Below are 19,176 nucleotides of genomic sequence, written 5' to 3'. Positions count from 1 at the left end.
AAAAAACTAAAGGGGGGCTGCGCTGGCCAGCACCAGGCTTTGGCCCGGCAACCACAGGCGCGCGCCCAGTGGCTGGGGCGTGGTGTTGCCGCAATCCGTTTCCAGGCGCTGCAGCCATTGGCTGCCTGCGGGCGGTGCGGGCAGCACAAACTCCAGCGTGTGCGGCCGGGGGTTGAGCAGCAACAGGCAGGCCGGCGAGGCCTGGGCAGACAGTGCTCCCGCGCTGAGCTGCAGCACCAGCGCGTTGTCCTGGGGATGGTGCCAGTCGGTATGCACCAGCGCCTGGCCCTGCGGCCCCCACCATTGCGAGATGGGGCCACGCGCGCTGCCCATGGCGTCCATGCCGCGCCACCAGGCGCGGCTCTGCAACAACGGCAACTCGGCCCGCAACGCAATCGCATGGGCCACAAAGGCCGTCAGCGCAGTATCGGCCTGTTCCCAATGCAGCCAGGTGGTGGCGTTGTCTTGGCAATAGGCGTTGTTATTGCCACCCTGGCTCTGGCCGAACTCGTCGCCGGCCAAGAGCATGGGCGTACCCAGCGACCAGAGCAGGCTGGCCAGCAACACACGCTTCTGGCGCAGGCGCCGCGCCAGCACCTCGGGGTCGCCGCTGGCGCCTTCCACGCCGTTGTTGACGCTGAGGTTGTGGCTGTGACCGTCGCGATTATTCTCGCCATTCGCCTCGTTATGGCGCTGGGCGTAGCTGACCAGATCGGTCAGCGTAAAGCCGTCATGTGCCGTGATGAAGTTGACACTGCTATGGGCAGCCCTGCGGGCCGGTGCAAAGGATTCCGCCGAACCGGCCAGGCGGTGTGCCAGGTCGGCCCGCGTGGCGTGGTGCTGCAGCCACGCGCTGCGCTGGGTGTCACGGAAGCCGTCATTCCACTCCAGCCAACCAGGGGGAAAATTGCCCATCTGGTATCCGCCGGGCCCGATGTCCCACGGCTCGGCCACCATGGTGCAAGCTCGCAGCACCGGGTCCTGTGCCACCGCCAGCAGGAACGGCGCCTGCGCCTCAAAGCGGTTCTGCTGTTCCACGCCAGCACGCGCCAGCACGGGTGCCAGGTCAAAGCGGAAACCATCCACACCAAACTCGCGCACCCAGCCGCGCAAGCTGTCCATCACGGTGCGCAGCACCAAAGGTTCATTGAGGTTGACGCAATTGCCACAGCCCGTCCAGTTGGCATAAAGCGCGGGGTTGGCCGGGTCCAGGTGGTAGTAGGTCTGGTTGTCGATGCCGCGCAGGCTCAGCGTGGGGCCCAGCTCATCGGTTTCTCCCGTGTGGTTGTAGACCACGTCCAGAATCACCTCCAGCCCTGCCGCATGCAGTGCATCCACCAGGGCGCGCAGTTCGCTGCGCGGGCTGGTGCCCGGCGTACCGCTCCAGTAGCGCTGCTCGGGCGCGCTCCAGGCAATCGGGCTGTAACCCCAGTAGTTGGAAAGCCCCATACGCAGCAACCGTACCTCGTCGGCGCGCTGGGCCACTGGCATGAGGCAGACGGTGGTGATACCCAGCGCCTGCAGGTGGGCAATGGCGGCGGGGTGGGCCATGCCGGCATAGGTACCGCGCAATTCGGCGGGGATCTCCGGGTGCAGGGCGGTAAAGCCTTTGAGGTGCACCTCGTAAAACACGCGCTGGCCTGGCTCCATGGGCGTGCGGGCGGCAACAGGCGGCAGGTCTTGCACCACACGCGCCTTGAGCGCCGTGGCCGCGTTGTCACGCGAGTCGGCACGCTGCAGATCGCCGGGCACATGGCCCAGGTGGATGTCGTTGCCGTCGTAACGGCCCAGCACATCGCGCGCGCATGGGTCCAGCAGCAGTTTGGCAGGGTTGAAGCGTTGGCCCTGGGCCGGGTCCCACGGGCCGTGTACGCGCCAGCCGTAGACCAGACCAGCCTGGGCGCCGGGCACAAAACCATGCCAGAGCCCGTCTTGCGGGCCCCACATCGCCAGGCGCTGCAGTTCGCGCTGCCCTTGATCGTCGAAAAGACACAGCTCCACGGCCTGGGCCTGGGGTGCAGCAAGGCAAAAATTCACCCCCTGCGGGCTGCACTGCGCGCCCAGGGTTTGGGTGTGGCCAGAGTGCAGGGTAAATGCCATGGAAATATCCGTATCAGGAAGCGGAGCGGGTGAGCACAAGGCATGCCAGCGGTGGCAGATTCAGCACCAACGATTGCGCATGCTGGTGCGCGGGTGTGGACTCGGTCGGCAGTTCCCCATTGGCGACCCCGCTGCCACCATAGACGGCGTAATCCGTGTTGATGAGTTCGCGCCAGGTACCCGCCTGTGGCACACCAATGCGGTAGCCATGGCGCGGCACCGGGGTGAAGTTGCAGACCACCACCACAGTGCCCCCGCCAAAGCCATAGCGCGCAAAAGCCACCACGGACTGGGAGGCATCCTCATGCGCAATCCAGCCAAAGCCGCCGCTTTGCACGTCTTGCTGGTGCAGGGCCGGGAAATCGCGGTAGACACGATTCAGGTCGCGTACCAGGCGCTGCACGCCCTGGTGCGCCGGGTGTTGCTCCAATTGCCATGGCAGCTCGGCGCCATCGGCCCACTCGGTAGGCTGGGCCAGTTCTCCCCCCATGAAGAGCAGCTTCTTGCCGGGATAAGCCCACATGAAGCCGTAGAGCGCACGCAGATTGGCAAAGCGCTGCCATTCGTCGCCCGCCATCTTGCCCAAAAGCGAGCCCTTGCCGTGTACCACTTCGTCATGCGAGAGCGGGAGCACAAAGTTCTCGGTGAATGCATACATCAGGCCGAAGGTGAGCTGGTTCTGGTGGTGGCGCCGGTGCACCGGATCCAATGCCGCGTACTCCAGCGTGTCGTGCATCCAGCCCATGTTCCATTTGTAGTGGAAGCCCAGACCACCGCTTTGCAGATCCGGGCTGGGCGGGCGGCTCACACCAGGGAAGGCGGTGGACTCCTCCGCCAAGGTGATGGCGCCGGGCCGTTCGGTGCCCACGGTGTGGTTCATGCGGCGCAGGAATTCGATGGCTTCGAGGTTCTCCCGGCCGCCATGCCTGTTGGGAATCCACTGGCCCTCCTGGCGGCTGTAGTCGCGATACAGCATGGAAGCCACGGCATCCACCCGCAGGCCGTCCACGCCATAGCGCTCCAGCCAGTACAGCGCATTGCCGACCAAAAAATTGCGCACTTCGGTACGGCCGAAGTTGTAGATCAGCGTGTTCCAGTCCTGGTGAAAGCCTTCCTTGGGATCGGCGTATTCGTACAGGTGGGTGCCGTCAAACTCGGCCAGGCCATGTGCGTCGCTGGGGAAGTGCGCAGGTACCCAATCCAGAATCACGCCCAGACCGGCGGCATGCGCGGCGTCCACAAAGAACTTGAAGTCTTCCGGCGAGCCGAAGCGCGAGGTAGGCGCGAACAGGCCCAGTGGCTGGTAGCCCCAGGAGCCGTCAAACGGGTGCTCGCTGACCGGCAGCAGCTCCAGGTGGGTAAAGCCCATCTCCCTGGCATAGGGCACCAGGGTATCGGCCAGCTCGCGGTAGCTGAGCCAGCGCCAGCCTTCGGCCTTGCGCCAGGAGCCCAGGTGCACCTCGTAAATGCTCAGGGGCTGGCCAAAGGCGTTGGCGACCACACGGTCCTCCCGCATAGGCAGGCGCGGGGGCAAAGGGTAGACCACGCTGGCCGTGTCGGGCCGCAGCTGGGCGTGGAAGGCAAAGGGGTCAGCCTTGACGGCGATCTGACCGCCAGCACCCAGAATCTCGAATTTGTAGAGGTCGCCCTGCGCCACGTCAGGGATGAAGATTTCCCAGACCCCGCACTCGCGCCGCAAACGCATGGGGTGGCGCCGGCCATCCCACTGGTTGAAGGAGCCCACCACCGAGACGCGGCGCGCATTCGGCGCCCAGACCGCAAAGCTGGCACCAGACACACCGTTGATGCAGACCAGATGAGCCCCCAGGCATTCAAATGGGCGCAGGTGCGTACCTTCAGCCAGCAGCCACAGGTCCATGTCCTGTAGCACCAGGGGAAAACGGTAGGGATCTTCTATGAGTTGCACAGTGCCGGCAGCCCACTGCACCTTGAGCTGGTAGGCAAACGGCTGTTGACCTGGCAGCACCAAGCCGAACACCACCGAACCCGCCAAACGCTGCAACACGCCGCGGGACTCGCCACTGGACCGGTCGATGAGCTCTACCTGTTCGGCGCCGGGCAGCAGCGCGTGTACTGCCAGCCCCCCGGGCCGGGTATGCATACCCAACACGCCAAAAGGATCGGGATGCTCTGCCCGCATCAGAGCGGACAGATCGTTGTCTTGCAGCGTCATGGTATTGCGACGCCCGTCATCAGATTGATGGGGGCGTTTGTCTCTTGTTGACGAACCGTTCCACCCATTATCAAAGGAATTTACTTAGTCCATTCCCCCGCAGGCTCTCCTGAAGCCAATTTGTAACCGCATTTGTGGACAGTTACCGACACCGCCGTGAATTTCTGTTCAGACGATGTCCATTCGGACTAATCAGCGCGGCTTGCGTGGCAGCTTGCTGCCGGGCTTGGCCGTACCCGTGACGCGGGGCGGCAGGCCGGTGTGCTGGGTCAGCAGGCGGCCCTTGACGGGCTTCGCAGGCACAGCCGGCGCCGCCGTCGAATTCTTCTTGCGCGCGCTCTGATAACCGCCATCCGTGAGCGGCTGGAAAGTCGGGATCAGATGGTGTTTGCCGTTACCGATGAGGTCGGCCCGGCCCATGGTCTTCAAAGCTTCGCGCAGTAAAGGCCAGTTGTTGGCATCGTGGTAGCGTAGGAAAGCCTTGTGCAGACGGCGGCGCTTTTCGCCGCGCACGATGTCCACTGTTTCCTCATCACTCTGCGCCGTGCGGTGCACGCGCTTGAGCGTGTTGCGGCCGGAGTGGTACATCGCGGTGGCAGTGGCCATGGGGCTGGGGTAGAAGGTTTGCACCTGATCGGCGCGGAAACCGTTCTTCTTCAGCCAGATGGCCAAGTTCATCATGTCTTCATCGGTAGTGCCAGGGTGCGCCGCGATGAAGTACGGAATCAGGAACTGCTTTTTGCCTGCCTCGGCGCTGAACTTTTCAAACAACTGCTTGAAACGGTCGTAGCTGCCGATGCCGGGCTTCATCATCTTGGAAAGCGGGCCCTGCTCAGTGTGCTCGGGGGCGATCTTCAGGTAGCCACCCACATGGTGCTGCACCAGTTCCTTCACGTACTCGGGGCTCTTCACCGCCAGGTCGTAGCGCAGGCCGGAGCCAATGAGAATCTTCTTGATCCCCTTGAGCGCGCGCGCGCGGCGGTAGATCTTGATGAGCGGGTCGTGGTTGGTAGTGAGGTTCTGGCAGATGCCAGGGAACACGCAACTGGGCTTGCGGCAGGCTGCTTCAATCTCGGGGCTCTTGCAGCCCAGGCGGTACATATTGGCCGTGGGGCCGCCCAAGTCGGAAATGGTGCCGGTGAAGCCCTTGACCTTGTCCCGGATGTCTTCGACTTCCTTGATGATGGACTCTTCCGAGCGGCTCTGGATGATGCGGCCCTCGTGCTCGGTGATCGAGCAGAAGGTGCAGCCGCCAAAGCAGCCGCGCATGATGTTCACGCTGAAGCGGATCATTTCCCAGGCCGGGATCTTGGTGGCGCCGTCGTGGCTACCGCTCTCGTCCGCGTAGCTGGGATGCGGGCTGCGCGCGTAGGGTAGATCAAAGACCATGTCCATCTCGGCCGTCGTCAGCGGAATGGGGGGCGGGTTGATCCAGACGTCGCGCGCAGTGGTGCCCTCCCCGTGCGCCTGCACCAAAGCACGCGCGTTGCCAGGGTTGGTTTCCAGGTGCAGCACGCGGTTGGCGTGGGCGTAGAGGATGGGGTCGCTCTTGACCTGTTCGTAACTGGGCAGGCGGATGACCGAACGCTCACGCGGCGGCACCTTGAGCTTGCCTTTGCCGCTGGACAGGGCCGGGTTGGCAAAGAACGTCAGCGGTGCAATCGCGGCATTGACTTCAGGTTTTGAGCCATTTTGGCCACTAGCCCGCGTGAAATCTGCGCGAGTAGCTCCTGAATTCGTAGCGCCTGCGGCTTCAGCAGCCTGGGCGACCGCCTTGGCTTCGTCGTCCTTGGAGCATGTTGCGCCGTTTTCAGCCGCCTGCTCGGACGTGGTCATGTAGGGATTGATGTGGGCTTCCACGCGGCCCGGTTCGTCCACCGTGGTGGAGGTGATCTCGAACCAGCCCTTGGCACTGCCATCACCTTCCCATTTGGCAGCGAGGTCATCGGGGCGACGCACAAAGGCGGTGCCCCGCACATCGGTAATCTGCTCCACCGGTTCCTTGGCAGCCAGGCGGTGGGCGATTTCGACAATCGCGCGCTCGGCGTTGCCGTACAGCAGCAGGTCGCACTTGGCGTCAACCACGATGCTGCGGCGTACCTTGTCGCTCCAGTAGTCATAGTGGGCAATGCGGCGCAGGCTGCCTTCGATGCCGCCCAGCACGATGGGCACGTCCTTGAAAGCCTCGCGGCAGCGCTGGCTGTAGACGATGGCAGCGCGGTCGGGGCGCTTGCCGCCCACGTCGCCCGGGGTGTAGGCGTCATCGCTGCGGATCTTCCTGTCTGCCGTATAGCGGTTGATCATGGAATCCATGTTCCCGCTGGTCACGCCCCAAAAGAGGTTGGGCTTGCCCAGGGTCTTGAAGGCCTCGGCACTGCTCCAGTCGGGCTGGGCAATGATGCCGACCCGGAAACCCTGGGCTTCGAGCATGCGGCCGATGACCGACATGCCGAAGCTGGGGTGGTCCACGTAGGCGTCACCAGTGACGATGATGATGTCGCAACTGTCCCAGCCGAGCTTGTCCATTTCCGCCCGGCTCATGGGCAGGAAGGGGGCCGTACCAAAACGGGCCGCCCAGTACTTGCGGTAACTGGACAGCGGCTTGGCAGCGCGCGCGAAAAAGGAGACGTCGACTGGGGCGTTCATGAGGGATCCGGGGTAACCCTAGAGTGTAAGGTTTTGCGCCTCTCAGCGCACCCCCAACGGGATAAACGGCATGAAAGGCAAAAGCGCAATCGGAACTTTGCGCGCCGTTCGCCAGCGGAAAGCGCGAAATGCCCACAAATCCACCGTAAAAACCCCAATGCACAGAGATGGGGCGGCATCAAATTTGCTCTGCTTACCCCGTAGAATGATTTTTCTTACATTTCCCAACCGCCGGAGCACGTCTCCGGTATTTCAAAGGATCTATCCATGAAGAAACTCCTGCTGGCACTGGCAGTGACCTCGGTTCTGGCCGCATGTGGCAAAAAAGAAGAAGCCGCCCCTGCAGCTCCCGCTGCGCCCGCATCGGCACCCGCCGCTGCAGCACCCGCACCCGAAGCGGCTGTCCTGAAGGTCGCCATTGACCCCACCTACGAACCCTTTACCTTCAAGTCGGCCGATGGCAAGCCCACCGGCTTTGACGTGGACATTGCCTCCGCCCTGTGCGAGCAAATCAAGCGCAAGTGCGAATTCGTGGAACAAGTCTGGGACAGCATGATCCCCGGCCTGAACGCCAAGAAGTACGACGTGATCATTTCCTCCATGTCCATCACCGATGAGCGCCTGAAGGAAGTGGACTTCACCGACAAGTACTACAACACCCCCAGCCGCATCGTGCTGAAGAAGACCGTCAAGTACACCGACCCCGCTTCCATCAAGGGCAAGAAGATCGGCGTGCTGAAGGGTTCCACCCAAGAGAAGTACGCCCTGGGCGAACTCAAGCCCGCAGGCGTCGTGGTGAACTCCTACGAAGCCCAGGACCAGGTCTACCTGGACATCAAGTCCGGCCGTCTGGACGGCACCGTGGCTGACTTCATGGAAGTCACCGGTGGTTTCCTGTCCAAGCCTGAAGGCGCTAACTACCAATTGGTTGGCCCCGACCTGAAGGAACCCAAGTACTACGGCTACGGCGCCGGCATCGCCCTGCGCAAGGGTGAAGACAAGCTCAAGGCCGAGCTGAACGATGCCATCAAGGCCATCCGTGGCAACGGCACCTACAAGACCTTGAACGACAAGTACTTCGCCAAGTTCAACATCGACGTCTACGGCGAATAAGCCATGTAAACGTGCACAACGGGGCGCCTCCATGCGCCCCGTTGTTGTTAGTTGCCTTTCAAGCCCTCCATGAACGCTTATTACGTTGCCATCTTGCAAGGCTCGGTGCTCACCGTCGGGGTTTCCCTGTGTGCACTGCTGTTCTCCATCCTGCTGGGCCTGCTGGGCGCCAGCGCCAAACTCTCGGGCCGTCCCGTGCTGGGTGCGGTTGCCGCCACCTACACCACCGTCATTCGCGGTGTCCCCGACCTGGTTGTCATGCTGCTGGTTTTCTACGGCGGCACCATTGGCCTGAACCATCTGCTCGAACTCGCTGGCAGCAAGGCCACCATTGACATCAATCCATTCTTGGCCGGCGTACTGACGCTGGGCTTCATCTACGGTGCCTACATGACGGAGACTTTCCGCGGCGCCATCCTCTCCATCCCCAAGGGCCAGATGGAGGCCGCCGTGGCCTACGGCATGCACCCGCTGCGTGCCTTTGTGCGCATCACCCTGCCGCAGATGGTGCGCTATGCCCTGCCCGGCTTCACCAACAACTGGCTGGTGCTGATCAAGTCCACCGCACTGGTGAGTCTGATCGGCCTCAAGGAAATGACCTATATCGGCAAGCAGGCCAGCGCAGCGACCCGCGCGCCATTTGCTTTCTTCCTGTTCACTGCCGCCCTTTTTCTGGTCTACACCACCATCTCGCTGTATGCGCTGCGCAAGCTCAATGCGCGCTACAGCCTGGGCACCAAGCGGGGTGAGCTATGAAATGGCATGTGATCTTTGAGCCCCAGAACCTGGAGCTCTATGCCACCGGCATCCTCACCACGCTTGGCCTGTTGTTCTCTTCACTGGCCATTGGTGCAGTGCTGGCGCTGATATTCGCGCTGCTGCTGACAGGCCCCTGGAAAACAGCGCGCTGGATCGTGGGGGCCTATACCTATGTCATCCGCGGCACACCGCTCCTGATTCAGGTCTACCTGATCTACTACGGACTGGGTCAACTGGAATGGATCCAGGCGCGCTGGGATGAGGTCTGGCCCTGGACCTATTTCAAGGAGCCTTTCTTCTGCGCGCTGCTGGCCTTCAGCCTCAACACGGCGGGCTACACCGCCGAGATGCTGGCTGGCGCCATCCGCGAGACGGCGGCTGGAGAAATTGAATCCGCACAGGCCTTTGGCATGAGCCGCTTCCAGGTGATGCGCCACATCGTGCTACCCAGCGCGCTGCGCCGTACCCTGCCGGCCTACAGCAACGAAGTGGTCATGATGCTGCAAAGCACCAGCCTGGCCAGTGCCGTGCCCAGCATGCTGGATGTAACGGCTGCCGCCAGCCGCGTCTACTCCACCTACTACCTGCCCTTCGAGGCCTACATCGCCGCCGCGGCCATCTATCTCGTGGCTTCTTTCTGCCTGATCGGTATCTTCCGTCTGGCCGAGAAGCAGTTCCTGGCCTACCTCGCGCCGCGCAAGCACTGACACGCCATGCAACGCACAGACCACCCCCTGCTTTCCAACAGCCTGGGCAGCGCACGCAGCCTCAGCAGCTTTCACTACGGCACGCCCGGCCAGGGCCCCAAGGTCTACATCCAGGCCAGCCTGCATGCCGAAGAGCTGCCGGGCATGCTGGTGGCCCACCACCTGCGCGCCCTGTTGGATGCGGCCGATGCCGCTGGCCAGATCCTTGGCGAAATCATCCTGGTGCCCGTGGCCAACCCCATCGGACTGGCCCAGCGCGTGGATCACAAGCCCATGGGGCGCTTCGAACTCGCCAGCAGCGAAAACTTCAACCGCCACTACCCTGACTTGGCCAAAGCCGTGCTGCCCGTGGTGAAAAACCAGATGGGGGCAGACGGCGCCGCCAATGTGGCCACGGTGCGCCATGCCATGGCCAATTACCTGCGCCAATGGCAACCGGAGACCGAACTGCAGAGTCTGCGCCGCACATTGCTCACGCTGGCGCACGATGCGGACTACGTGATCGACCTGCACTGCGACTGCGAAGGCGTCATGCATTTCTATACGGAAGAGCCTTGCTGGCCCCAGTTGGCACCACTGGCGCACCTGCTGCAGGCGCGTGCCGTGCTGCTGGCCAAAAACTCCGGCAGCGGTCCCTTTGACGAATGCCTCTCGGGGGCCTGGTGGCAACTGGCCGAGGCCTTGCCTGCAGAAGGCGTGAATGCCCCGCTGCCCCAAGGCTGCTGCAGCACCACGGTAGAACTGCGCGGCGAAGCCGATGTCACCCACGCCTGGGCACAGCAGGACGCACAAGCCGTCTGGGCCTTTTTGCAGCACTGCCAGGCACTTGCCAGCGCCCAAGCCCCGGTCATACCTGCCCCCCTGTGCCCGGCTACGCCTCTGGCAGGCTCCGAGACCCTGCACACGCCGGTTCCCGGTGTCGTGGTGTACTGCGCCGATGTAGGCCAGACCCTGCACAAGGGCGAACTGGTGGCCGAGGTGATCGATCCAATCGCCGGCCGCGTACACCGCGTGCTGGCCGGCGTGGACGGCGTGTTCTACGCCCGCGTCCGCGACCGTTATGCCCTGTCCGGCGCCGAAATCGGCAAGATTGCCGGCGCCACCCCTTTCAGAACCGGAGAACTGCTGGGCGCCTGAACGGCACCAGTCTCCCGCGCATCCACTGTTTGCACCATGACTACCAAGCCCCTCAAACTCCAGGTTGAAAACATCCACAAGCGCTTTGGCGACAACGAAGTGCTCAAGGGTGTCTCCCTCACCGCCCATGCCGGTGATGTGATCAGCATCATCGGCAGCTCCGGCTCTGGCAAGAGCACCTTCCTGCGCTGCATCAATATGCTGGAAAAGCCCCACCAGGGCCGCATCCAGGTGGCGGGCGAAGAGCTACTGCTGCACCCCGATGCCAAGGGCGAACTGCAAGCCAAAGACCCTAAACAACTGCAGCGCCTGCGCACCAAGCTCGCCATGGTGTTCCAGCACTTCAACCTCTGGGCCCACATGACGGTGTTGCAGAACATCATTGAGGTGCCCGTCCATGTACTGGGCATCCCCAAGGACCAGGCCGTAGACACTGCGCGCAAATACCTCACCAAGGTGGGCCTCTCTGGCGTGGAGGACCGCTACCCCGCGCACATGAGTGGTGGCCAGCAGCAACGTGTGGCCATTGCGCGCGCGCTGGCCGTGGAGCCGGAAGTGATGCTTTTCGACGAGCCCACCAGTGCGCTGGACCCCGAACTGGTCACCGAAGTGCTCAAGGTCATGAAAAACCTGGCCCAGGAAGGTCGCACCATGGTCGTGGTGACCCACGAAATGGGCTTTGCCCGCGAGGTGGCCAACCACCTGGTGTTCCTGCACAAGGGTCTGGTGGAAGAACAAGGCCACCCGGCCGAAGTGCTGGCCAAACCCAAGAGCGAGCGCTTGGCCCAGTTCCTGTCGGGCAGCCTGAAGTAAGTCCTCGGGCATGCAGCCATGTTCGAGCCAGACACGTCCAGCCTGTTTGCGCTGCTGCCCATAGGAGCCTACCGCTCCAGCGTGGATGGACGCCTGCTGCAAGTCAATGCAGCCTTTCTGCAAATGCACGGCTACACCACGCAGGAAGAGATGCTGGCCGATCCCCTGGCCCACCGCGACCCTTATCTGAAACCCCAACGGCGCGCCCAGTTTGCAGAACAGCTCAGCGTTCAAGGCCAGGTGACTGACTTTGTCTCGGAGATGGTGCGCCTCAAAACCGGTGAACCGATGTGGGTGCGCGAGCATGCGCATGCGGTGCGCGATGCGGCTGGCGAGGTACTGTTCTACGAAGGCACGCAGGAAGACATCACGCGCGAGCGGGCCTCCCGCGCAGCACTGCGCAAGAACGAAGCCCTGTTGCGCAACCTGCTGCTGACCATCCCTTTCCAGGTCTGGCTCAAAGACATCGACGGCGTTTACCTCACCTGCAACGATGCCTTTGCCGCCACGCTGGGTGTGCCTCCGGCCGACATCATCGGCACGCGTGACGCCAATTGGCTCGACGACAGTGTGGTGCAGATCTTCACCGCCTCGGACCGCTGGGCCATCCAGGCCGGCAAGGCCGTCACCTTCGAGGACAACACGCCCACGCTAATCAACCCGCACGGTGACCTGTTTGAAGTCACCAAGGCCCCCATGCGCAACGCCGAAGGCCACACCATTGGCGTGCTGGGCATTGCGCGCAACATCCAGGAACGCAAGCTCGCCGAAGCCATGCTGCGCGACACCACCGAGCAGCTCGAACTCGCCATCATGGGTGCCGACCTGGGCCGCTGGAGCCACGACCTCACCAATGAGCGCGGCTACTTCCTGGACGAGCGCGCCTGCCTGATGCTGGGGCGCGACGGCAGCGAGAGCACATTGGCGCGCGCCTGGGGCCATCTGGTGCACCCCGACGACTTGGCCACCGCCATGCAGGCCATGCGCGGGCACCTGACCGGAGCCACGCCGGCCTACCAGACCGAATACCGCGCACGCCACACCGATGGCCGCTGGATCTGGCTGAGCAGCCGGGGCAAGGTGGTGCAGTTCAGCAAGGAAGGATCTCCCCAGCGCATGGTGGGCACGCTGATGGACATATCGGGGCGCAAACAGGCTGAAGAATTGCTGCACGCCACCCAAGCCGAGCTGGAAGCCACCCTCAAGGCCTTGCCCGACCTGGTGTTCGAGTTCAGCGAGCATGGCCATTACCGGGCCATCCACAACCAGGACATTGGCCTGCTTGACCGGCCTGCCGACATGCTGCTGGGCCGGCTGATTACCGAGATCCTGCCCAAGGAAGCAGCGGACACCTGCATGGCCGCGCTGCAGGAGGCGGCGGCCACCGGACGCTCCCATGGCCAGCAGTACGGGATGGAACTGCCAGCCGGCAAGCTGTGGTTTGAGCTGTCGGTCGTCCGCAAACCCACGGTTCCCGGGGAAGAAGACCGGTTCGTGGCGATTGCACGCGACATCACCGAGCGAAAAACCGCCGAGGAGGCCATACGCCACCTCGCCTTCCACGACACGCTCACCGGCTTGCCCAACCGCCGCCTGCTGACCGATCGGCTACAGCAGGCCATGGGGTCGAGCCAACGCAAGGGCGAGCACGGCGCGCTCATGTTCCTGGATCTGGACCAGTTCAAACAACTCAACGACACCCACGGCCATGATGTGGGGGACCTGCTTTTGCAGGAGGTGGCACGCCGCCTGCAGCAAAGCGTGCGCGCCGTGGACACCGTGGCCCGGCTCGGGGGCGATGAGTTTGTCGTGCTCATCCAGGACCTGAGCCATGACGAAGAAGACGCGCGCATGCACGCCACCACCGTGGGCCACAAGATTCTTGCCAGCCTTAATGATCCATATCAGCTCCATACGCTGCAGCACACCACGACGCCGAGCATCGGCATTACACTGTTCAAAGGCGAAGGCATTGCTCCCAATGCCCTCCTGAAACAAGCGGACACCGCCATGTACGAGGCCAAGGCCCGTGGCAGGAACACGCTGTGTTTCTACGAACCGTAAAAGCCCATGCTGAATTTCCTCCCCCCGCTGCTGCTGGGTGTCATTGCGTCTGCGCTGCTGCTGCTCAACATCTTGTTCTGGGTGCCCATTCTCTGGGTACTGGCCCTGGTCAAGCTCGTGTTGCCGTTGCGGACGGTGCGCAAGCAACTTGACACCATCATCCTGCCGCTGGCGGAGCGCTGGATCGCCTGCAATAGCGGCTGGATGCGTCTCACCCAACGCACCGAGTGGGATGTGGAGGGCCTTGAGGGTCTGGACCATGGCAACTGGTACATGGTCAACAGCAACCACCAGTCCTGGGTCGACATCTTTGCGCTGCAACATTTGCTCAACCGTCGCATTCCGCTGCTCAAGTTCTTCCTCAAGCAGGAGCTGATCTGGGTGCCCATCATGGGGCTGGCCTGGTGGGCGTTGGAATTCCCCTTCATGCGCCGGCACAGCGAGGAATACCTGCGCAAACACCCCGAGATGCGCGGCAAGGACCAGGAAACCACGCGCCGTGCCTGCGAGAAATTTTCTCTCGTTCCCACCAGCGTGATGAACTTCCTCGAAGGCACGCGCTTCACACCCGCCAAGCACGCCAAGCAGCAGTCGCCCTACCAATACCTGCTCAAACCGAAGGCCGGTGGCCTGGCGTTGGCGCTGCAGGCCATGGGCAGCAAGTTCCAGTCCATCTTGGACGTGACCATCTACTACCCCGATGGAATACCCACGTTCTGGGAATTTCTTTGCGGCAAAGTCAAGCGCGTAGTCGTCCGAGTGCGTACGATTTCCCTGCCCCAACATCTGCTGGGCGGTGACTATGGGCAAGACCCCGTCTTCCGCGCCGCCTTCTCGGCCTGGGTGGCTGAGCTCTGGCGCGAGAAAGACGCCCAGCTCGCAGCCCTGCACGCCAGCCACAGCACCCACTCTTGATCGGGCCGTCCGGCCCTGTTGTTCCGTTCCATGTCTGCGACTTCCTTCTTCACCCGTCCCCGTACCGTCTTCTGGCTCGCCAGCCTGTGTTGCCTGCTTTGGGGCAGCGCCTACCCCGCCATCAAGCAGGGCTATGCCCTGCTTGAGATTAGCCGCGGCGATCTGGCCGCGCAAATGCTGTTTGCGGGCTACCGCTTCATCGGCGCGGGCCTGCTGTTGCTCGTCTTTGCGGGCCTCAGCGGCAAGCCCTTGTTCAAGCTGCAGACCCGCGAGCTGGGCCAACTGGGCCTGCTGGGCGTCGTACAGACCACGCTGCAATACATCTTCTTCTACATCGGCCTGGCCCACACCACGGGCGTGAAGGCCTCCATCCTCAACGCGTCGGGCGTGTTCTTCAGTGTGTTGCTGGCGCACTTCGTGTACCACAACGACCTGCTTACAGGCCGCAAGATCCTGGGCTGTGCGCTGGGTTTTGTCGGCGTGCTGGTGGTCAATATCGGTGGCCTGCTGGGCGGCGCGGGTGACGGTGGCTTCACCCTGCTGGGGGAAGGCTTCATCGTGCTGGCTGCGCTGGTGCTCTCTGCCGCCTCGCTGTACGGCAAGCGTATTTCGCAGACCATGGATTCGGTCGTCATGACCGGTTACCAGCTCGCCATCGGTGGCGTGGTGCTCGCCGCCATCGGCCTGGGTTTTGGTGCACGCCTGGGCAACCTGGGCGTGGCGCCCGTGCTGCTGCTGACCTACATGGCCTTCCTGTCTGCGGTGGCCTTTGCGCTCTGGGGCGTGCTGCTCAAGTACAACCGGGTCAGCCTGGTAGCGGTGTACAGCTTCCTGGTCCCGGTGTTTGGCGCTTGCCTCTCGGCCGTGTTCCTTGGTGAGTCGCTGCTGGAGTGGAAATACCTCGCTGCGCTATTGCTGGTCAGTTTGGGTATCTGGCGCGTTAGCCAAGAAAAGTAGCTCTAGCCCTCGCCGATATTGCACAAGCAGCTACAAAATAAGTAGCATTGTTAGCAAGCTTCCGTGATCTGGCTGATGGCGGCTGGCGAGGTAGACGCTGTCGGCGTCCTCCTACATGGCACCGGCCTGCGGGCTGACAGGGCAAGAGCCACTTGGCCGATTCCGCGCACCAGCCCGCGTGCGCAGAATGGATGCAGGCCTCACAAGGGCTGCGTTACATCCCTCCACTTCAAGGAAACCCCATGGAACACAAAACCAACTCCTCCCAAGCCACACGTGCCCTCAACCAAGTCACCCCCATGCTGGACCACGCCGCCGAAGAGGCCAACGCCCTGGCCCAGCGCGGCCTGCAAGTTGCGCAGAGCACTGCCCAGCAACTGCGCGAGAAAACCGCCGATGTCGGCGATGCCACCGTGCGCTATATCCAAATCCAACCCTTCAAGTCCGTGCTGATCGCCGCGGCCACCGGCGCCGCATTGATGGCCGTAGTGAGCTGGATGAGCCGCTCGCGTTAGCACTAAACTTGCCGGACCACAGACCAATGCCTCGCCACCATGCTGCACCCCTTCTTTCACCTGATCGCCAATCAACCGCAATTGTTGGCAGACCATGCACTCGCCTATGGCGAACTGATCAGTACCGAATTGGGGCTGCAGGCCACGGCCCTCAAGCGCCGTACCCTGTTTGGTGTCCTGGCCTTGTGCCTTCTGGCAGTAGCCCTCGTATTGGCAGGCGTGGCAGTCATGCTCTGGGCCACTGTCGTGCCCATGGCCGCCAACCAGGCGGCCTGGGTGCTGGTGTTGGTGCCTGCGGTCCCCGCCGTGCTGGCGCTGGTGTGCTACCAGCGGTCCCAAACCCGCAGTGAGCATGACCCGGCCTTCGCCGAGCTGCGCCGCCAGGTGCAAGCCGACATCGCCTTGCTGCGGGGGATGGGCACATGAGCACTCCCCAGCCAACACCTGCCGAACGACTCGCACTCTCGCGCGAGCGTTTGCGCGTGGCTCTTGCCCGCCATGCAAAACCCCAGCCTTTGCACAACGCTGCAGGGCCTGACTCCGACCTGCTTGCCATCCTCAAGGCCGCCCTGCCAGGCGCCGGTGTGCTGATCGACCTGGTGGGTGAGTGGTGGAAACGCCAGCCTCTGCATACCAGCGGCGTGCTGTCCACGGGGCTGGTGCAAAACGTGCTGCGGCCCCTCGCGCAGCGCAACCCCATCGCACTGGCGGTGGGCGCCGTGGTGGTCGGCGTCGCGCTGGCCTGGAGTCGTCCCTGGCGCTGGGTTTTCCAACCCCAATTGCTGAGCCGCTGGGCCCCCACAGTGCTCTCCAGTGTGCTGGCTTCCGCAGCGGTACGTACCTGGCTGGCGACCGTGCTGGCCCCGCAGCCAGAGGCAGTTGCAAGCGCGCCCACACCAACACCTCCGCACGAATCACCACCAACAGAGCCCAACCAGGAATCGGCCCCCACAGGGCTCTAATTGGTCACAAAGCCTGGGCTGCTAAGGACTCAATCCGGCGGCTGCAAGTTCGCGCGCACGCGCTGCAGCAAGGCCAGCAACTGCTGTTTGTCAGCCGCATCCATGCCTGCCACCGCCTGCACCGACAGCGCCTTGCGCTGGCGCTGAAACTCCCGGTGCAAGGCCTGCGCAGCATCGGTTAGATGGATGCGCATGACGCGGCGGTCCTCGGTATCAGGCTCCAGGCGCAGCAGCTCTTTTTCCTTCATGCCGGCAATCAGCCGGCCCAGTTGCCCACGGTCACGGCCACTGTGGGTAGCCAGATCGCTCTGCGTCGCGCCAGGGTGGCGCGAGAAAAAGCCGAGCACCTTGCCCTCCATGGGCGCCAGCTCCAGCGGCCCCGCATTCAGGCTGCGCATCTGGCGCGAGCGCACCATGTGCATCAACGAATGGATGGCCTCCAGCACATCGTCCTCCTCGGTGCGAGGCAAGTGTTTGACATTATCAAATGGTTTGCTCATAATGAGTGACATTATCAAATACTTTAAAGACCATGACTACTACTTCCACTGAACGCCGCGTCCAGCGCGTCCGCCACGAACTCCTGATCCGCGACGTCACCGTCAGCCAGATCACCCAGCCCAGCCCGGGCTTTATCTCCATCACCTTCACCGGCCCGCTACTGGCGCAGTTCAATTCGCTGTCTTTTGACGATCACGTCAAGTTCATGATTCCCGATGCTGCTGGCGAAATGCAGCGCCGCGACTACACACCGCGTCACTTTGACACCACCCGCCGCGCACTGACGCTCGAATTTGCGCTGCACGAAGCCGGCGTGATGAGCGACTGGGCGCGCCAAGCCCGCGTGGGGGATGCGGCCATCATTGGCGGTCCGCGCGGCTCCATGGTCATACCTGACGACTACGCTTGGCACTTGCTGGTGGGCGACGCGTCTGCCCTGCCCGCCATCCATCGCCGCCTGGAAGAGTTGCCCGCCGGCGTGCGAGCCATCGTCATTGCCCACGCCAATAGCGCTGAAGACCAACGACCCTTTCACAGCCAAGCCCAGCACACCGTGCAGTGGGTGGACAGCGGGGACGCGCTGGTAGACGCCGTGCGGGCACTGCAGCTCCCTGACGATGAAGGCTATGCATGGTGCGCTGGCGAGGCCAGCGTCATGGCCCGCCTGCGCGATGTGCTGTTTGACGAAAAGCAGCTGCCGCGTGAAACCGTGAAGGTGGCCGCCTACTGGAAAGCCGGCGTCGCCGACCACCACGACTGAGCCCTAGGCCCGGCGGCCTCTCACCACCATGCCGACCATCCATCAGCACGGTAAGACAGTAGTAGTGCCTCCAGTCAGGAGCAATACGCTACAAATTCGCCAGTGGAATTCCGCTGGCGTCCTCGTCGGCGGCCAGCAACTTGACCAGTTTTTCCAAATCCCGGTTCAGACTGGCGAGTGTGGCTTCGTCCAGTTGGCGCAAGGCATCGGGCAACACGCCCTCAAACGGGCCGGGAATCTTCTTTAGTGCTTTCTTGCCCTCCGGAGTGACTCGCAGCTCCACCACCCGCTTGTCGCCTTCAGACTTGGTCATGACGATCAGCTCTTTCCTGAGCAGCACCTTGACCAGGTTGCTGGCTGTGGACTGGTGAATGTCCATGCCCGCCGCAATATCCCCAACACCCATGCCCGGTTGTTTCTGTATCAGGCTCAGCGCCCAGACTTGGGCACCGCCCAGTCCGGTCTCTGTCTCCACCTGGCGGAAGTGCGTGCGAACCGCGTTGAACACCACCCGGAACTGCCGCAGTGCGACAGTGGCGCTATCGGTCGGGCTGGAGGGCTGCGTGGTGGATTTCATGAAGAAGCTTGGCGGGAGGAATGCCCAAATCATACGGCGGCAGCGCTAGTCCACGGGCTCCGCCAGCAGCTGCGCGCGCACACGTTTCATCAGCAGATCCTCAAACGTATAGAAGCCCGGGGGACAGGCGCGCAACTCCTGCAGAGCAAACGCGGCTCCTGTTCCGAAGGCCTCGCGGCGGATGGAGTCGTGGATGAGCCGCACCGTCTGGTACGGGAAGCCGAAGATCACTTCATGGTGCCCCACGATCCCGCCCAGCCGCATGGAGGTGATCTTTTCGCCGCCCACGTCCAGGCTTTCGGCAATCTTTCTGGCGGTGCCCGAGACTTCGGGCTTGTCCCGGAAATGCTGTTCCAGGATCTCAACGTCCGCAAACGGCGGCGGATTCAACCGGTCGCTGCAACACCTTAAATTCTGCATGAGCGGAAGGAGTGTTGCCAATGAAATACAGAACAA

At 62.9% G+C, this 19,176-nt stretch carries 18 protein-coding genes; 12 read left to right on the top strand and 6 right to left on the bottom strand.

Annotated features, from left to right (window positions below; genetic code table 11):
* Positions 1-6: 6 nt before the first annotated feature.
* The 3 genes from glgX to AC1RNN_RS04775 form a co-directional block, all read right to left on the bottom strand.
* Positions 7-2,100: a glycogen debranching protein GlgX gene (gene glgX, locus AC1RNN_RS04785; protein ID WP_493088191.1), complete on the bottom strand. Its 2,094-nt coding sequence runs from the start codon at positions 2,098-2,100 to the stop codon at positions 7-9.
* A 13-nt stretch (positions 2,101-2,113) separates the two neighbouring features.
* Positions 2,114-4,294 (bottom strand): 1,4-alpha-glucan branching protein GlgB, encoded by a 2,181-nt coding sequence (gene glgB / locus AC1RNN_RS04780; RefSeq protein ID WP_493088193.1) that lies wholly within the window; start codon positions 4,292-4,294, stop codon positions 2,114-2,116.
* Positions 4,295-4,486: 192 nt separating this feature from the next.
* Positions 4,487-6,940: a YgiQ family radical SAM protein gene (locus AC1RNN_RS04775; RefSeq protein ID WP_493088195.1), complete on the bottom strand. Its 2,454-nt coding sequence runs from the start codon at positions 6,938-6,940 to the stop codon at positions 4,487-4,489.
* Between the two features lie 267 nt (positions 6,941-7,207).
* Between AC1RNN_RS04775 and AC1RNN_RS04770 the strand changes: the two genes are divergently transcribed.
* From AC1RNN_RS04770 to AC1RNN_RS04720, 11 genes are all read left to right on the top strand, one after another.
* The gene (locus tag AC1RNN_RS04770; RefSeq protein WP_294765403.1) at positions 7,208-8,053 is read left to right on the top strand and encodes a transporter substrate-binding domain-containing protein; all 846 of its coding nucleotides are present in this window, start codon (positions 7,208-7,210) and stop codon (positions 8,051-8,053) included.
* Positions 8,054-8,122: 69 nt separating this feature from the next.
* Entirely contained in the window at positions 8,123-8,809 is a 687-nt protein-coding gene (locus AC1RNN_RS04765; RefSeq protein WP_493088196.1) for an ABC transporter permease, read from the top strand.
* A complete protein-coding gene (locus AC1RNN_RS04760; RefSeq protein WP_493088198.1) occupies positions 8,806-9,519 on the top strand; it encodes an ABC transporter permease in 714 nt (237 codons plus the stop codon). The genes AC1RNN_RS04765 and AC1RNN_RS04760 overlap by 4 nt, the downstream gene beginning before the upstream one ends.
* Before the next feature lie 6 nt (positions 9,520-9,525).
* Positions 9,526-10,656: a succinylglutamate desuccinylase/aspartoacylase family protein gene (locus AC1RNN_RS04755; protein WP_493088200.1), complete on the top strand. Its 1,131-nt coding sequence runs from the start codon at positions 9,526-9,528 to the stop codon at positions 10,654-10,656.
* Between the two features lie 36 nt (positions 10,657-10,692).
* Positions 10,693-11,469: an ABC transporter ATP-binding protein gene (locus tag AC1RNN_RS04750; RefSeq protein ID WP_493088202.1), complete on the top strand. Its 777-nt coding sequence runs from the start codon at positions 10,693-10,695 to the stop codon at positions 11,467-11,469.
* Between the two features lie 18 nt (positions 11,470-11,487).
* Positions 11,488-13,533, top strand: a complete 2,046-nt coding sequence (locus tag AC1RNN_RS04745) for a diguanylate cyclase domain-containing protein (protein ID WP_493088203.1) — start codon at positions 11,488-11,490, stop codon at positions 13,531-13,533.
* Between the two features lie 6 nt (positions 13,534-13,539).
* The gene (gene yihG / locus AC1RNN_RS04740) at positions 13,540-14,448 is read left to right on the top strand and encodes a 1-acylglycerol-3-phosphate O-acyltransferase, YihG family (RefSeq protein WP_493088204.1); all 909 of its coding nucleotides are present in this window, start codon (positions 13,540-13,542) and stop codon (positions 14,446-14,448) included.
* A gap of 30 nt (positions 14,449-14,478) precedes the next feature.
* On the top strand, positions 14,479-15,405 hold the full coding sequence (locus AC1RNN_RS04735; RefSeq protein WP_493088206.1) for a DMT family transporter: 927 nt from the start codon (positions 14,479-14,481) through the stop codon (positions 15,403-15,405).
* Positions 15,406-15,647: 242 nt separating this feature from the next.
* Positions 15,648-15,920, top strand: coding sequence for a hypothetical protein (locus tag AC1RNN_RS04730; protein ID WP_493088208.1), 273 nt, complete (start codon positions 15,648-15,650; stop codon positions 15,918-15,920).
* A 39-nt stretch (positions 15,921-15,959) separates the two neighbouring features.
* The gene (locus AC1RNN_RS04725) at positions 15,960-16,346 is read left to right on the top strand and encodes a hypothetical protein (protein WP_493088210.1); all 387 of its coding nucleotides are present in this window, start codon (positions 15,960-15,962) and stop codon (positions 16,344-16,346) included.
* A complete protein-coding gene (locus AC1RNN_RS04720; RefSeq protein WP_493088212.1) occupies positions 16,343-16,882 on the top strand; it encodes a hypothetical protein in 540 nt (179 codons plus the stop codon). Before AC1RNN_RS04725 ends, AC1RNN_RS04720 begins: the two co-directional genes overlap by 4 nt.
* A gap of 29 nt (positions 16,883-16,911) precedes the next feature.
* Here AC1RNN_RS04720 and AC1RNN_RS04715 read toward each other — a convergent pair whose 3' ends face one another.
* A complete protein-coding gene (locus AC1RNN_RS04715; RefSeq protein ID WP_493088213.1) occupies positions 16,912-17,352 on the bottom strand; it encodes a MarR family winged helix-turn-helix transcriptional regulator in 441 nt (146 codons plus the stop codon).
* Positions 17,353-17,414: 62 nt separating this feature from the next.
* Here AC1RNN_RS04715 and AC1RNN_RS04710 point away from each other — a divergent pair, with 62 nt between their 5' ends.
* Positions 17,415-18,143: a siderophore-interacting protein gene (locus tag AC1RNN_RS04710; RefSeq protein ID WP_493088215.1), complete on the top strand. Its 729-nt coding sequence runs from the start codon at positions 17,415-17,417 to the stop codon at positions 18,141-18,143.
* Positions 18,144-18,231: 88 nt separating this feature from the next.
* Here AC1RNN_RS04710 and AC1RNN_RS04705 read toward each other — a convergent pair whose 3' ends face one another.
* The gene (locus AC1RNN_RS04705; RefSeq protein ID WP_493088217.1) at positions 18,232-18,720 is read right to left on the bottom strand and encodes a MarR family winged helix-turn-helix transcriptional regulator; all 489 of its coding nucleotides are present in this window, start codon (positions 18,718-18,720) and stop codon (positions 18,232-18,234) included.
* 45 nt (positions 18,721-18,765) lie between these two features.
* The coding region (locus AC1RNN_RS04700; RefSeq protein WP_493088218.1) for a dihydrodipicolinate reductase C-terminal domain-containing protein at positions 18,766-19,176 on the bottom strand (411 nt) is incomplete at its 5' end.

The sequence above is a fragment of the Rhodoferax sp. GW822-FHT02D07 genome (genome assembly GCF_058802405.1).
The sequence above is the reverse complement of the archived record's forward strand: the minus strand, read 5'-3'. Positions and strand labels throughout refer to the sequence as shown.

Excerpts from the sequence above, each read along its gene's own strand:
- glgX (WP_493088191.1), bottom strand. The coding sequence starts at position 2,100 with ATGGCATTTACCCTGCACTCTGGCCACACCCAAACCCTGGGCGCGCAG.
- glgB (WP_493088193.1), bottom strand. The coding sequence starts at position 4,294 with ATGACGCTGCAAGACAACGATCTGTCCGCTCTGATGCGGGCAGAGCAT.
- AC1RNN_RS04745 (WP_493088203.1), top strand. The coding sequence starts at position 11,488 with ATGTTCGAGCCAGACACGTCCAGCCTGTTTGCGCTGCTGCCCATAGGA.
- AC1RNN_RS04765 (WP_493088196.1), top strand. The coding sequence starts at position 8,123 with ATGAACGCTTATTACGTTGCCATCTTGCAAGGCTCGGTGCTCACCGTC.
- yihG (WP_493088204.1), top strand. The coding sequence starts at position 13,540 with ATGCTGAATTTCCTCCCCCCGCTGCTGCTGGGTGTCATTGCGTCTGCG.
- AC1RNN_RS04755 (WP_493088200.1), top strand. The coding sequence starts at position 9,526 with ATGCAACGCACAGACCACCCCCTGCTTTCCAACAGCCTGGGCAGCGCA.
- AC1RNN_RS04735 (WP_493088206.1), top strand. The coding sequence starts at position 14,479 with ATGTCTGCGACTTCCTTCTTCACCCGTCCCCGTACCGTCTTCTGGCTC.
- AC1RNN_RS04760 (WP_493088198.1), top strand. The coding sequence starts at position 8,806 with ATGAAATGGCATGTGATCTTTGAGCCCCAGAACCTGGAGCTCTATGCC.
- AC1RNN_RS04775 (WP_493088195.1), bottom strand. The coding sequence starts at position 6,940 with ATGAACGCCCCAGTCGACGTCTCCTTTTTCGCGCGCGCTGCCAAGCCG.
- AC1RNN_RS04750 (WP_493088202.1), top strand. The coding sequence starts at position 10,693 with ATGACTACCAAGCCCCTCAAACTCCAGGTTGAAAACATCCACAAGCGC.
- AC1RNN_RS04730 (WP_493088208.1), top strand. The coding sequence starts at position 15,648 with ATGGAACACAAAACCAACTCCTCCCAAGCCACACGTGCCCTCAACCAA.
- AC1RNN_RS04705 (WP_493088217.1), bottom strand. The coding sequence starts at position 18,720 with ATGAAATCCACCACGCAGCCCTCCAGCCCGACCGATAGCGCCACTGTC.
- AC1RNN_RS04720 (WP_493088212.1), top strand. The coding sequence starts at position 16,343 with ATGAGCACTCCCCAGCCAACACCTGCCGAACGACTCGCACTCTCGCGC.
- AC1RNN_RS04710 (WP_493088215.1), top strand. The coding sequence starts at position 17,415 with ATGACTACTACTTCCACTGAACGCCGCGTCCAGCGCGTCCGCCACGAA.
- AC1RNN_RS04725 (WP_493088210.1), top strand. The coding sequence starts at position 15,960 with ATGCTGCACCCCTTCTTTCACCTGATCGCCAATCAACCGCAATTGTTG.
- AC1RNN_RS04770 (WP_294765403.1), top strand. The coding sequence starts at position 7,208 with ATGAAGAAACTCCTGCTGGCACTGGCAGTGACCTCGGTTCTGGCCGCA.